The sequence below is a fragment of the Vreelandella sp. F11 genome, from assembly GCF_042466685.1.
Classification (GTDB): domain Bacteria; phylum Pseudomonadota; class Gammaproteobacteria; order Pseudomonadales; family Halomonadaceae; genus Vreelandella.
On record NZ_CP170448.1, the window covers coordinates 567,727 to 581,507 of the forward strand.

10 protein-coding genes are annotated in these 13,781 nt (G+C 57.7%); 9 read left to right on the top strand and 1 reads right to left on the bottom strand.

The window, feature by feature from the left end:
* Positions 1-8: 8 nt before the first annotated feature.
* From lpxB to tilS, 5 genes are all read left to right on the top strand, one after another.
* A complete protein-coding gene (gene lpxB, locus ACFIOZ_RS02630; protein WP_386082060.1) occupies positions 9-1,181 on the top strand; it encodes a lipid-A-disaccharide synthase in 1,173 nt (390 codons plus the stop codon).
* Positions 1,171-1,818, top strand: a complete 648-nt coding sequence (gene rnhB / locus ACFIOZ_RS02635) for a ribonuclease HII (RefSeq protein WP_386082062.1) — start codon at positions 1,171-1,173, stop codon at positions 1,816-1,818. Before lpxB ends, rnhB begins: the two co-directional genes overlap by 11 nt.
* A 48-nt stretch (positions 1,819-1,866) precedes the next feature.
* On the top strand, positions 1,867-5,379 hold the full coding sequence (gene dnaE, locus ACFIOZ_RS02640) for a DNA polymerase III subunit alpha (RefSeq protein WP_386082063.1): 3,513 nt from the start codon (positions 1,867-1,869) through the stop codon (positions 5,377-5,379).
* A 101-nt stretch (positions 5,380-5,480) separates the two neighbouring features.
* The gene (accA, locus tag ACFIOZ_RS02645; protein ID WP_386082065.1) at positions 5,481-6,437 is read left to right on the top strand and encodes an acetyl-CoA carboxylase carboxyl transferase subunit alpha; all 957 of its coding nucleotides are present in this window, start codon (positions 5,481-5,483) and stop codon (positions 6,435-6,437) included.
* Complete coding sequence (gene tilS, locus ACFIOZ_RS02650) at positions 6,418-7,734, top strand: tRNA lysidine(34) synthetase TilS (protein WP_386082066.1); 1,317 nt, start codon at positions 6,418-6,420, stop codon at positions 7,732-7,734. The genes accA and tilS overlap by 20 nt, the downstream gene beginning before the upstream one ends.
* On the opposite strand, the gene ppx is transcribed toward tilS, so the two are convergent.
* Entirely contained in the window at positions 7,718-9,262 is a 1,545-nt protein-coding gene (ppx, locus tag ACFIOZ_RS02655) for an exopolyphosphatase (protein WP_386082068.1), read from the bottom strand. The two genes, tilS and ppx, sit on opposite strands and share 17 nt — an antisense overlap.
* Before the next feature lie 560 nt (positions 9,263-9,822).
* Here ppx and rho point away from each other — a divergent pair.
* The 4 genes from rho to ACFIOZ_RS02675 all read left to right on the top strand — a co-directional run bounded on the left by rho (position 9,823) and on the right by ACFIOZ_RS02675 (position 13,667).
* Positions 9,823-11,082: a transcription termination factor Rho gene (gene rho / locus ACFIOZ_RS02660; RefSeq protein ID WP_386082071.1), complete on the top strand. Its 1,260-nt coding sequence runs from the start codon at positions 9,823-9,825 to the stop codon at positions 11,080-11,082.
* Between the two features lie 102 nt (positions 11,083-11,184).
* Complete coding sequence (gene ubiD / locus ACFIOZ_RS02665) at positions 11,185-12,675, top strand: 4-hydroxy-3-polyprenylbenzoate decarboxylase (RefSeq protein ID WP_386082073.1); 1,491 nt, start codon at positions 11,185-11,187, stop codon at positions 12,673-12,675.
* Positions 12,676-12,739: 64 nt separating this feature from the next.
* On the top strand, positions 12,740-13,480 hold the full coding sequence (locus ACFIOZ_RS02670; RefSeq protein WP_386082075.1) for an FAD-binding oxidoreductase: 741 nt from the start codon (positions 12,740-12,742) through the stop codon (positions 13,478-13,480).
* A 58-nt stretch (positions 13,481-13,538) separates the two neighbouring features.
* Positions 13,539-13,667, top strand: a complete 129-nt coding sequence (locus ACFIOZ_RS02675) for a hypothetical protein (protein ID WP_386082077.1) — start codon at positions 13,539-13,541, stop codon at positions 13,665-13,667.
* The last annotated feature ends 114 nt before the right edge of the window (positions 13,668-13,781 follow it).

A 13,781-nucleotide genomic window follows, 5' to 3' on the forward strand; every position in this document is an offset into this window, starting at 1 on the left:
ACTCTCCTATGACCCTGCAACGCGTCTATCTCGTGGCCGGAGAGCTCTCCGGCGATATTCTTGGCGCTGGTCTGATGCGCGAGCTTAAAGCACGCCACCCTGGCGTCGAGTTCCGCGGCATTGGCGGCCCGCGCATGCAGGCAGAGGGCATGGAGAGCCGTTTTCCTTTAGAGACCCTCGCGGTGATGGGGCTGGTTGAAGTACTTAAGCACCTCCCCGAACTGATCCGTGTACGGCGCACCCTAAAAGCTGAAGCGTTAGCTTGGCAGCCCGATATCATGCTCGGCATCGATGCGCCTGACTTCAATCTAGGCCTTGAGCGCCAGCTTCGCGAAGCGGGCATTACCACCGCTCACTACGTGAGTCCTTCCGTATGGGCGTGGCGCCAGGGGCGGGTAAAAGGCATCGCCAAATCGGTAGACGGCATGCTCACGCTGCTGCCCTTTGAGGCCGCCTTCTATCGTGAACACCGTGTCCCCGTCGCCTTTGTGGGCCATCCCCTGGCCGACGAAATGGCACTGGAGAATGATCGGGTTGCCACCCGGCAGGCGCTGGAACTGGCGCCAGATAGCCAGGTGTTGGCGCTGCTGCCGGGCTCCCGGGCCAATGAAATTCGTTTTCTAGGCGACACCTTTCTTGCCGCCGCTGAAAAGCTCTGTCAGCGCCACCCTGCGCTGCAGGTAGTGATCCCTGCGGCCACCGCTGATCGCCGCCGGGAAATCAGCGCCCTGCTGGCTAATTACTCCCTGCTGGCAGAGCGTACTGCGCTGCTGGATGGTCAGGCCCGTGAGGCGATGGTGGCGAGCGATGTGGTACTGCTGGCCTCGGGCACCGCCGCGCTGGAAGCCATGCTGTGTCATCGCACCATGCTAGTGGCCTATAAAATGGCGCCGATGACTCACTGGCTGGCCAAGCGAATGGTCAAAACCCAGTGGGTATCACTGCCCAATTTGATCGCCCAGGAGACGCTGGTGCCTGAGCTGATTCAGGACGCGGCCTCGCCTGAAGCCATTGCTGACCAGCTCAGCGCCATGCTGGCGGACGAGTTGAGCCGCCACGCCTTGGAAACACGCTTTGCCGAGATGCACGCTACCCTTCAGCGCAACGCCAGCCGTCGCGCCGCTGAGGCCATTGGCCTTCTCGCCGCAGGTCAGCCGCTGGAGCGTGTTGATGGCGAATAAGGCGATGGCAACCGCGCGCTGGCTGATTGAGCACAAGGATTTTCCACCGCTAGAGATTGCCTATCATGGGGAGCGGCTAGCGGGGGTGGACGAAGTGGGGCGCGGGCCGTTGATTGGCAGCGTGGTGGCCGCTGCCGTCATTCTTGATCCCGCTCAACCGATTGCCGGCCTCACTGACTCGAAAAAGTTGACGGCGCGCAGGCGTGAAGGATTGGATCGCCAGATTCGCGAACGAGCGTTAGCCTTTGCCGTAGCAGAGGCCAGCGCGGCGGAAGTGGATGCGTTGAATATTTACCACGCCACCCACTTGGCCATGCGTCGTGCCATTGATGCGCTGGCACCGGCGGCAGAGTATCTACTCGTCGATGGCAACAAATTACCTGGCCATCTGCTGCCCGGCCAGGCCGTGGTAAAGGGCGATTCACGCCACTGTGCCATTGCCGCGGCGTCGATTTTAGCTAAGGTCGCTCGCGACGCGCAGATGGTTGCCTTGGATGAGTGCTATCCTGAGTATGGATTTGCGCGCCATAAAGGCTACCCGACCAAAGAGCATCTGGCGGCGCTTGCCGCCCACGGGCCACTGGCCGAACATCGGCGTAGCTTCGCGCCGGTGCAGCGTCAGTTGGCGCTGCTTTAACGTATTTTTTTCTTCACCTAGTTTGCCTAGCGTTTTGTTGAGAGTCCCATGACACTTCCGTTCGTTCATTTACGTTTGCACAGTGAATACTCCCTGGTCGATGGCTTAGTGAAGCTAAAGTCGCTGGTCAGCACCACGGCTGAACGGGCGATGCCAGCGCTGGCCTTGACCGATGAAGCTAATCTCTTTGGTCTGGTGAAATTTTACAAAGCCGCCCAGGGGGCGGGGCTAAAGCCAATCATTGGCAGCGATTTATGGCTGCACAACCCCCACGACGAGTCGCACCCTTATCGGCTAACGCTGTTGGCGATGAATGACGTTGGCTACCGCAACCTGACCGAGCTGATCTCGAAAGGTTGGACCCATGGCCAGCGCCAGGGGCGCGCGATTCTCGATAAACAGTGGGTGCTGGAGCAGAGCGAGGGCTTGATTGCACTCTCCGGTGCCCGGGAGGGCGAGATTGGCCGTCACCTGCTGTCTGATCACGAACAGGAGGCGCGGGTACTACTTGAAGAGTGGCAGGCGGCATTTCCAGACCGGTTTTATCTGGAGCTGGTTCGCACCGGGCGAGCGTTGGAAGAGGCCTGCGTTCACGCCAGCGTCAAGCTGGCCATTGAGACAGGCACGCCAGTGGTGGCGACCAACGATGTGCGCTTTCTTGAGCGTGACGATTATTGGGCGCACGAAACCCGCGTCGCCATCGGTGAAGGTAAAGCGCTGGACGACCCGCGCCGCGAACGCCGCTATACCGAAGAGCAGTACCTAAAAAGCCCCGACGAGATGGCGGCGCTGTTTGCCGATATCCCCGAAGCGCTGGAAAACAGCGTGATGATCGCCGAGCGCTGCAGCGTGGATGTGCGCCTGGGCGAGATTTTCCTGCCCGAGTTCGGCATTCCCGAAGGCATGACTCAGGACGAGTTCTTTCGTAAGGTCTCCCATGACGGTTTAACCGAGCGGTTGGATTTTCTGTTTCCCGCTGAGCGCTACCCTCGCGACAGTGAAGAGTACCGGGCAATCGACCAGCGCTACCGCGACCGGCTAGAGTTTGAGCTCAACGTTATTATCCAGATGGGCTTTCCTGGCTACTTCCTGATCGTAATGGACTTTATCCAGTGGGCTAAAGATAACGGTGTGCCGGTTGGTCCCGGGCGGGGGTCTGGTGCTGGTTCGCTGGTGGCCTACGCACAGAAGATCACGGATTTAGACCCGATTGGTTACGACCTGCTGTTCGAGCGCTTTTTGAACCCTGAACGTGTCTCGATGCCCGACTTTGACGTCGACTTCTGCATGGAGAAACGCGACAAAGTGATTGAGTACGTGGCCGAGCGCTACGGACGTAACGCGGTTTCTCAGATTGTCACTTTTGGCACCATGGCGGCCAAGGCAGTGGTGCGTGACGTGGCCCGTGCCCAGGGGCGCCCCTACTCGTTGGGTGACAAACTCTCCAAACTGATTCCCTTTGAAGTGGGCATGACCCTGGCCAAAGCGATTGAGCAGGAACCCGCGCTCAAAGAGTTTGTCGGCAACGACGACGAAGCCGAAGAGATCTGGGAGATGGCGCTCAAGCTTGAGGGCACCACCCGGGGTACCGGCAAGCACGCTGGGGGCGTGGTTATCGCCCCCACCAAACTGACTGACTTCTCCCCGCTGCTCTGCGATGAAGATGGCTCGGGTTTAGTTGTACAGTTCGATAAAAACGATATTGAAGAGGCCGGGCTGGTCAAGTTTGACTTCCTGGGCCTACGCACGCTGACGATTATCGACTGGGCGCTGGAGATGGTCGATAAAGTGCGCAGTGTTAATGGTCAGGGGCCGCTCAATATCGACAGCATCCCGCTGGACGACTCGCCGACCTTCGAGATGCTCAAGCGCGCTGAGACCACCGCGGTCTTCCAGCTTGAATCCCGCGGCATGAAGGAACTGATCAAGCGCCTGCTGCCCGACTCCCTGGACGACATGATCGCCCTGGTGGCGTTGTTCCGCCCAGGCCCCTTGCAGTCGGGCATGGTCGATGACTTTATCAACCGTAAGCACGGGCGGGCCGAAGTCTCTTATCCACACCCGGATTACCAGCACGAGCTGTTGAAACCTGTCTTGGCGCCCACCTACGGCATCATTCTCTACCAAGAGCAGGTCATGCAGATCGCTCAGGTAATGGCGGGTTACAGCCTCGGCCAAGCCGATATGCTGCGCCGTGCCATGGGTAAGAAAAAGCCTGAGGAGATGGCCAAGCAGCGCGATGGCTTTATGGAGGGCTGTGCCGCCAACGGTATCGATAAAGACCTGGCCGGTAATATCTTTGACCTGGTAGAGAAATTCGCCGGTTACGGCTTTAACAAATCGCACTCGGCTGCCTACGCGCTGGTCTCTTACCAAACCGCGTGGCTGAAAGCTCACTATCCAGGGCCCTTTATGGCCGCCGTTATGTCCACGGAAATGGACAACCTGGATAAAGTGGTACCGCTGATTGAGGAGTGCCGCAACCTCCGCCTCACCGTGACGCCGCCGAACGTCAACGTGGGTGGCTACAAGTTCACCGTCGATACCGATGCTCGGGTGGTCTATGGGCTAGGCGCCATTCGCGGCGTCGGTGAGGGCCCCATTGGCGCTATTGTCGAAGCCCGAGAGGCAGATGGCCCTTTCAAAGATATCTTTGATTTCTGCCGTCGCATTGATCCCAAGCGGATGAATAAGCGTACCCTGGAAGCGCTGATTCGCTCTGGCGCGCTGGATACCTTAGGCCCCAATCGTGCGGTGCTGTTTGCGGCAATGGAAGACGCGCTTAAAGCCGCCGCGCAGAACCATACCAATCAGAACCTGGGCATACTGGACATGTTTGGGGATGCGTTCGCCGTTGACGATGAAAGCGACGGTGACAGTAACGTTTATGCCGAGTATATCAACGCCCGTGAGTGGACGGATCGCGAACGACTTTCAGGGGAGAAAGACACCCTGGGACTCTACCTCACGGGGCACCCAATTGATGAGTACGAGCGTGAGTTAAAGCGCTTTGTGTCTACCCGGATCAGCGATCTGAAACCCTCCCGCGATCCCCAGCGCGTGGCTGGACTCGTGGTCGGCGTGCGCACCATGAAGTCCAAGCGTGGCGATACCATGGCATTTATCACCCTGGATGATCGCACCGGGCGTATTGAAGCCTCCCTGTTTGGCGAGCTATTTGAGCAACTGCGCGGTCAGATTGAGGCAGACCAGGTGTTAATCGTTGAGGGCGAGGTCTCCAGCGATGAATTCTCTGGTGGTCTACGCCTGCGCGGTAAAGATGTCACGCCGATGGTGGCGGCGCGCATTCGCTATGGCCAGGCAGTGGAACTAGCGCTGGACGCGGGGCAGATCAATGGTCGTTTAATTGAAACCCTGCGCGACAGCCTGACGCCGTATCGCGATCAAGAGGGCTTGCCGGTGCGGCTGCACTATCGCCACCCGGAGGCAGTGGCTTGGCTGGAACTCGCCGATGAGTGGAAAGTGGCACCGAGCGACGACTTACTGCTGGCGCTGCAGGATGTCCAGGGCCAGGCAGGCGTTCAGCTACGCTATCGATAAAGTGTGACAGAAGGGCGCTTACCTTGCGTGGCAGGGTCAGGGTGCGATAATACATATTTTGATCAGGCTTGTTTTTGACAGGCAGCTTACAGGCAGAGCCGATGAATCCTAATTATCTCGATTTTGAACAGCCGATTGCCGAACTACAGGCAAAAATAGAGGAGCTGCGTTTAGTTAGCTCCGATAGCCAAGTAAACCTTTCCGACGAGATTGCTCGGCTGGAAGAGAAGAGCCGCAAGCTGACGGAATCGATCTTCAAGGATTTGACTCCTTGGCAGGTTTCGCAGATCTCACGGCACCCCCAGCGCCCCTACACGCTGGACTATCTCGAACACATCTTCACCGACTTTGATGAGCTGCACGGCGATCGCAACTTCGCCGATGATGCGGCGCTGGTCGGTGGCATCGCACGCTTGAACGATGCCCCGGTGATGGTGATTGGTCATCAAAAAGGCCGCGATGTAAAAGAGAAGGTGCGCCGCAACTTCGGTATGCCGCGGCCAGAAGGCTATCGCAAAGCGTGCCGCCTGATGGAAATGGCCGAGCGCTTTAAAATGCCGGTGCTGACCTTTATCGACACCCCAGGCGCCTACCCAGGCATTGACGCAGAAGAGCGCGGTCAGTCCGAGGCTATCGCCTATAACCTGGCCGTGATGTCGCGTCTGAAAACGCCGATTATTTCCACCGTGGTGGGCGAAGGTGGTTCCGGCGGCGCGCTGGCCATTGGTGTCTGCGATGAGCTGCAGATGCTGCAGTACTCTACTTACTCGGTTATTTCACCGGAAGGCTGCGCCTCAATTTTGTGGAAAAGCGCTGAAAAAGCCTCTGAAGCGGCCCAAGCCATGGGAATTACCGCCGAACGCTTAAAAGAGCTGGGCTTTGTCGATTCACTGATCAAAGAGCCCCTCGGCGGCTCCCATCGCCACCCGCTGACCACCGCGGAGCGGGTCAAAGAGGCGCTGACCGCCAGCTTGGAGCGTCTGCAGGTGATGGACACCGACGCACTGCTGGAGCGTCGCTATAAGCGTTTAATGAGCTATGGCGCCCCAGCTGCTTAATAAACTGCAAGGCCTGCTCAACGACGCCCTGGCGGAAACCCCGCCGGGGCGCTCTATTTGGGTGGCCCTCTCGGGCGGCTTGGACTCCTGTCTGCTGCTCGCCTTAGCTGCGCAGGTCTGTACACAAGCAGGCCATCCTTTGCGGGCTATCCACATTAATCACGGCTTACAGGCGGCGGCAGAGACCTTCCAAGCGCACGCTCAAACTCTCTGCGACCGCTTGAACTTGCCGCTAACGGTGGTCAATGTGGCGGTAGATGCACAAGGAGAAGGTATCGAAGGCGCCGCCCGCACTGCCCGCTATAAGGCGTTTTCTGCCACCCTTGCCGCGGGCGATACCCTCTGGCTGGCCCAGCACCAGGATGACCAGGCGGAAACCTTTCTGCTCGCCGCCCTACGTGGCAGCGGACTGCCTGGCCTGGCGAGCATGCCATTTCGGCGCGACGCCCAGGGCATTACCGTGGTGCGCCCATGGCTCAGCGTGCGCCAGGCTGAACTGAAAGCTGCAGCAGCGTTGCTCGATTTGAGCTGGTGTGAAGATCCCACCAATCAGGATGTTCGCTTTGATCGCAACCGCCTGCGTCACCGGCTAATGCCCGCGTTACGTGAGCGCTGGCCAACGGCCGACACAGCCCTGGCGAACAGTGCTGCCCATGTTGGCGAAGCGGATCTGTTGCTGCGCGAATACGCCCAAGAAGAGTTGCACCGCTTACGGCTCGATAGCCCATACCTTGGTTCCTGCCTCGACGCGACTGCATTGGGCGAGCGCCCCCGGGCACGCCAGCGACTGCTGGTACGCACGCTATGCCAGCGGCAAGGCTTGCCGACACCGCCCCAGAAGCGCCTAAAGAGCCTTCTTGAGCAGCTATCAGCCAAAGCGGATGCAGCGGTTTGCGTTGCGTGGCCGGGCGCCCAGGCGCGCTTGTGGCGCCAGCGGCTCTATCTGTTGGCACCGCTTGCACCGCTCCCGGCTTGGGAAGCTCACTGGGATGGTCAAACGCCACTGGAAACGCCCCTTGGGCCGTTAGGCTGGCAGGTGGTCGTGCTAAAACAGCCGCCTCAGCCCCAGGTCTTGAAAGCGACCTGGCGGCAGGGTGGGGAGGTGATTCAACTGCCCAAGCGAGGACGGCGGGATCTAAAGCGGTTACTGCAAGAGACGGACATTCCCCCCTGGGAACGCGAACGGCTAGTGGTCATCATGCAGGCCGGGGCTTGTATTGGCGTCATACGTCCCCCTGCGCAGCTGTTATGGCAGGCAGAGGGTGCTCGCTTTACGTCTCTTAATGTGCCTGTTTAATCAACAGTTTAAAACCGGCAGCTTCCATAAAGGCCTGCTCCTGCTCTAAATCAGTGCTCAGCAGGGTGGGTTCATCATTGGCGGGCAGAGTGATCGTCAGGCTATCGCTGTCGGCGCTTATCTTTGGCAGTGAGGGAGCGGTTTCCGGGCGTGAATGGTTAAGCAGCACCGCTAAACGCAGCAGTCGGGCAAGTTTTTGGGTAGTCGCCTGCTGCGCCTCGGGCAGGGCCTGCCACTCCTTGAGCGGAAATTTGCGCCGGTGGGCGCGCACCAGAAACGCCAGTTGGCGCTGTTCAGGTCGTGAAAAGCCAGCGAGATCGGAATGCTCCAACAGGTAGGCACCGTGGCGATGAAACTGGCTATGTGAGATCGCCAGGCCGATTTCATGCACATGGCAGGCCCACTGCAAGTAGCGTCCTTGCTCTGGGCTGAGTGACCAGGCGTGGCGAACCTGGTTAAACAGGCGCGTGGCGGTATCAGCAACGTTCAGCCCTTGGCGGCTATCCACGTCGTAGGTACGCTTCAGCGATTCGAGGCTCTTGGAGCGTGAATCCTCTGCCGTGTTGCGCCCGGCCATGTCGTAGAGCACGCCTTCACGCAGGGCGCCATCCGCATAGCGCATCTGGGTTAAATCAAAGGCCTCAAAAATCGCTCCAAGAATGGCAATACCTGCCGGGAAGACTTTGGCGCGGTCGGCTTTAAGCCCATCCAGCACGACTTTATCCAGCTGTTTGCACTTCAGTAGTCGTTCGCGCAGCTTCTGCAAACCGTCGCGGGTGATAACGCCCTCATGGGGCGTATCGCCGTAGGCATGCAGTACGCTGGCGGCAGCCTTGATGGTGCCGCTGGAGCCGACCGGGTCGTCCCAGCCCAGGCGTTGGTAGGGGCGCTGAATATTAGCGAGCTCGGAAAGGGCGGCGAGCTCAGCGCGGCGCATGCGTTTTTCATTTAATTCGCCGTCGGGGAAGAAGCGCCGGGAAAAGGTGACGCAGCCCATGCGCAGGCTTTCCAACGCTTTGGGCTCAAAGGCTTCGCCGATAATAAATTCGGTCGAACCACCACCAATATCGACGATTAAGCGGCGGCCATTTTCGGCCAGGGCGTGGGCGGCGCCTAAATAAATTAGCCGCGCTTCCTCGCGGCCGGCAATAATTTCAATGGCGTGACCTAGCTGCGCCTCGGCGCGCTCGATAAACGCTTGGCTATTATCGGCATCACGCAGCGCGTTAGTGCCGACAATGCGCAAATTGGCATCGGTAATATCGTTTAAGAACGGTGCGAAGCGGCCCAGGCAGTCCAATGCGCGCTGCATCGCCTCTTCGCTAAGCAGACCATCATCATCTAAGCCCGCGGCAAGCTGAACCTTTTCACCCAAGCGAGCGACCACCTGGAGGCGCTCGTGCTGGTAGTTAGCCACCAGTAGGTGAAAGCTGTTGGAGCCCAGGTCGATAGCGGCGAAGCGCTGCGGCGCACCGCTGTCTACCTCAGCGGCAGAGGGGGCAATGGGGAGCGTAATGTCCTTGGGCATGAGCTTTCCTTGATGTTGGCTGTGCCAAGGTTGCGGCGACCTTTATCTATTGTCAATTGCCAAAGGCTTGCGTTTATCGCGGCGCTTGACTAACATCGAACTACTGGCCTGATCTGACCTGGTTAGTTAGTATGCCCGCAAGCACGTCGCTGTTGAGATGAAGAGTTAAGATTGAGCAAAAGTGTAGCTAAATTGCTTCGGTAATAAATTGCTTAGCTAAATAGTCTTGCATGCGTCGTTCAAGTACGGCATCTTGGTCGCCCCAGACGTTATTCACTGTTTATCCCGTTAGCGTCAGCCAGAATTCCAAGTCGTCAGATAGCCCATTGGTTCAGCCACTCTCCTGTGGGAACCAGATTAAACAAGTGTTAGCACCCTCGAGTTGAGTCTTAATAACAACAGGCAGCAGCGTTGTTAGTTAGGTTCAACGCCGTTCCTTTCATCTTCGAGCGCGTGTCTTTACCGGGGTCTGAACGCATCACACGGCGTCACTTTCACGCCTCCTGTCTTACTCCCGGCGCCTGGCGCCCAGCTTCCATGAGCAACTTTCTAACACACCGATGAATCTCACTGAACTCAAGCAAAAAACCGTTCCCGAGCTCCTCGATATCGCCCGTGAAATGGGTATTGATAACTTGGCCCGTTCGCGCAAGCAGGACATCATTTTCGCCATCCTCAAGAAACACGCCAAGAGTGGTGAGGATATCTATGGCGATGGTGTGCTGGAAATTCTTCAGGATGGCTTCGGCTTCCTGCGTAGCGCTGACAGCTCCTATCTCGCCGGTCCCGACGATATTTATATATCGCCTTCGCAGATCCGCCGTTTCAATCTGCGTAAGGGTGACTCCATTTCCGGCAAAATCCGTCCGCCGAAGGAGGGTGAGCGCTATTTCGCCCTGCTGAAGGTCAGTCAAATCAACTTTGACCGTCCGGAAAATGCCAAGCATAAGATCCTGTTTGAGAACTTAACGCCGCTGTTCCCAAACGATCGCATGCGTATGGAGATCGGTAACGGCTCTACGGAAGACCTTACCGCGCGGATCATCGATCTAACCGCGCCGATTGGTAAAGGCCAACGTGGTTTGCTGGTGTCGCCGCCGAAGGCGGGTAAAACGCTGATGTTGCAAAACATCGCGACCTCCATCACGCGCAACAATCCAGAGTGTCATTTGATCGTACTGCTGATCGATGAGCGCCCTGAGGAAGTGACCGAAATGTCGCGCACTGTGCGCGGCGAAGTAGTCGCCTCGACCTTCGATGAGCCGCCTGCGCGTCACGTGCAAGTGGCGGAAATGGTCATCGAAAAAGCCAAGCGCTTGGTTGAGCACAAGAAAGACGTGGTCATTCTGCTCGACTCGATTACTCGCTTAGCGCGTGCTTACAACACCGTGGTACCGAGCTCCGGCAAAGTGCTCACCGGTGGTGTCGATGCCCACGCCCTGGAAAAGCCGAAGCGCTTCTTTGGTGCGGCGCGTAACATCGAAGAGGGCGGAAGCCTGACGATTATCGCCACGGCGCTGGTGGATACTGGCTCCAAGATGGACGAAGTCATCTTCGAAGAGTTCAAGGGTACCGGCAACATGGAAGCCCATCTGGACCGCAAACTGGCAGAGCGTCGCGTATTCCCGGCGATCAATATCCGCCGCAGTGGCACCCGTCGTGAAGACCTGCTGGCCTCTGAGGATGAAATGCAGCGCATGTGGATTCTGCGTAAGCTGCTTAATCCGATGGAAGATACCGCCGCTACGGAATTCCTGATTGACCGTCTGAAAGATACCAAGACCAATCTAGAGTTCTTTGAAGCGATGAAGCGCCGCTAAGTGAGAGCGCAAGTGCGACGCTAGCGTGTAGTTATGAACCGCCGCTATGATCAACGCCGCTAATGCCATCTAGCGGCGCATTCGCCAGCCAGGGAGCGTGCCTTGAAGTATAAAGACCTGCGTGAGTTCATCGCGGCGCTTGAAGCCCAGGGTGAACTCAAACGTATCCACGTCGAAGTCGATCCTTACCTGGAAATTACCGAAATTTGTGACCGCACGCTGCGTGCCGGTGGTCCGGCGTTGCTGTTTGAAAACGTTAAAGGCCACGACATGCCGCTGTTGGGCAATCTGTTTGGTACTCCCAAACGGGTAGCGCTGGGAATGGGGCAGGAGTCGGTAGAAGCGCTCAGAGAAGTGGGCAAGCTGTTGGCGTTTCTAAAGGAGCCTGATCCGCCCAAAGGCTTGAAAGACGCCTGGGATAAGCTGCCGATCTTCAAGCAAGTGCTCAGCATGGGACCCAAAAACGTCAAGCATGCGCCGGTGCAAGAGGTGGTGTATGAAGATGACGAGGTCGACCTTGGCCTGCTGCCCATTCAGCACTGCTGGCCCGGCGATGCAGCGCCGCTGGTTACCTGGCCACTGGTGATTACCAAAGGGCCACACAAGAAGCGCCAGAATCTAGGTATTTACCGTCAGCAGAAGATTGGCAAAAACCGGCTAATCATGCGTTGGCTCTCCCACCGCGGCGGCGCGCTGGATTTTCTGGAGTTTCAAAAGGCCCACCCCGGCGAGCCCTTTCCAGTGGCTGTGGCGCTTGGCGCCGACCCAGCGACGATTCTGGGCGCTGTGACCCCAGTGCCGGATTCACTGTCCGAGTATGCTTTTGCGGGCCTGCTGCGCGGTTCGCGCACCGAGTTGGTCAAGTGCGGCCACGCCGATCTGGATGTACCCGCATCCAGCGAGATTATCCTCGAAGGCTTTATCTACCCGGATGATATGGCGGCGGAAGGCCCCTTTGGTGACCACACCGGTTACTACAATGAGGTCGACCACTTCCCGGTGTTTACCATCACGCGGATGACCATGCGCCGTGATGCTATCTACCACTCGACCTATACGGGGCGTCCGCCGGATGAGCCGGCGATTCTGGGCGTGGCGCTCAACGAAGTCTTCGTGCCCATTCTGTGTAAGCAGTTTCCCGAAATTGTCGACTTCTACCTGCCGCCGGAAGGCTGTTCATACCGCATGGCGGTGGTCACCATGAAGAAGCAGTACCCCGGCCACGCCAAACGCGTGATGATGGGGGTGTGGAGCTTTCTGCGTCAGTTTATGTACACCAAATTTGTGATTGTGCTGGATGACGACGTGGACGCACGCAATTGGGAAGACGTGATCTGGGCGATTACCACCCGGATGGACCCCGCACGCGACACCGTGATGGTCGAAAATACCCCGATTGATTATCTCGATTTCGCCTCGCCAGTCTCAGGCCTGGGCTCGAAAATGGGGCTTGATGCCACCAATAAGTGGCCAGGCGAAACGGATCGTGAATGGGGCACCCCGATTGTGATGGACGATGCCATTAAAGCGCGCGTGGATGAACGTTGGGAAGCACTGGGGATTGGCCTTGAGCTACCGCCCTCTCGCCTTTGATGCAGTTAATTCAGTAGTGGATCATGCAGCGTATCGCTGACCGAATTTGTTAAAAGAGGCTTTCATGAGTGCAAGGACGTTGACGTGCCAGGTCACCGAGGTTGAGAACTTAAGCCCCGATGTGTTTGGTGTGACGCTCGCCGGGCGCGCCGAAGCCATGCAGCATGCGCCGGGGCAATATTTAGAGCTTAAACTGGACGATGCCACCTGGGTGCCGTTTTCGATCGCCAGTGCCGATCGCAGCGATGGTGTTATCGAGCTGCATATTCAGCATTGGCCGGAGCGGGATAACTCAGCGCGGCTGCGTGAACTGCTGCAGGTAGCCAACCAGCTTACGCTGCGTTTGCCCGGCGGTGAGTGTGTGCTGGATCGCGACAGCGAAAGGCCGCTGTTGCTGATTGCAGCGGGAACCGGTTTTTCCCAGATGAAAGCCATTGTCGAAGCGGTACTGCATGAACAGCCCGAACGAAAAGTGTCGCTGTGGTGGGCCGCCCGTGAACACCGCGACCTCTATTTGGAGCAGTTGGCCAGCCAGTGGGCGCAAACCCACGGCAATGTCTACTTTCATGCGGTAACCGAATCGCCTTTGGAAGAGCCGTTAGCAGCAGGTGAGCGGATCACCCATCACCTTGGGCGTATTGACCAGGTGTTGAAAACGGCTGATATCACGCCGGACACCCACGACGTCTATATCTCAGGCTCGCCCAACATGGTCTACGCCTGCCTGGATGTGCTCGACATGAAAGGCATGAAGCTTGAACGGGTGTTTTCGGATGTATTTGCCTACGCACCGCGTTCTACTTAATATGACCGCAGCGTTGTAACGCTCCCCTGATATAGCGTTGATAAAAAAGGAGGCTAACATGGCCCATCACGACGAAAACTTTAAAGACGATTCTGGTTTCCTGGCCATCTTTCTAGGCGTGGTTGTGCTGGTAAGTATGAGCGCGCTGCCCGCGACCATTGGTTGGGTACAAGCTTTTAGTGGTTGAGTGTTGCCATTTGCAGCGCTTGCAGGCAGGATAAAACCTCAATGCCATGACGGCAGCCCTACCAGACGATTTACTTGGGCTAGCTATTCAGTGGAACTAACAGAATCTAACGGA

Bases quoted from the DNA above. Each gene is read 5' to 3' on its own strand.
- lpxB (WP_386082060.1), top strand. From the start codon at position 9: ATGACCCTGCAACGCGTCTATCTCGTGGCCGGAGAGCTCTCCGGCGAT.
- rnhB (WP_386082062.1), top strand. From the start codon at position 1,171: ATGGCGAATAAGGCGATGGCAACCGCGCGCTGGCTGATTGAGCACAAG.
- dnaE (WP_386082063.1), top strand. From the start codon at position 1,867: ATGACACTTCCGTTCGTTCATTTACGTTTGCACAGTGAATACTCCCTG.
- accA (WP_386082065.1), top strand. From the start codon at position 5,481: ATGAATCCTAATTATCTCGATTTTGAACAGCCGATTGCCGAACTACAG.
- tilS (WP_386082066.1), top strand. From the start codon at position 6,418: ATGGCGCCCCAGCTGCTTAATAAACTGCAAGGCCTGCTCAACGACGCC.
- ppx (WP_386082068.1), bottom strand. From the start codon at position 9,262: ATGCCCAAGGACATTACGCTCCCCATTGCCCCCTCTGCCGCTGAGGTA.
- rho (WP_386082071.1), top strand. From the start codon at position 9,823: ATGAATCTCACTGAACTCAAGCAAAAAACCGTTCCCGAGCTCCTCGAT.
- ACFIOZ_RS02670 (WP_386082075.1), top strand. From the start codon at position 12,740: ATGAGTGCAAGGACGTTGACGTGCCAGGTCACCGAGGTTGAGAACTTA.
- ACFIOZ_RS02675 (WP_386082077.1), top strand. From the start codon at position 13,539: ATGGCCCATCACGACGAAAACTTTAAAGACGATTCTGGTTTCCTGGCC.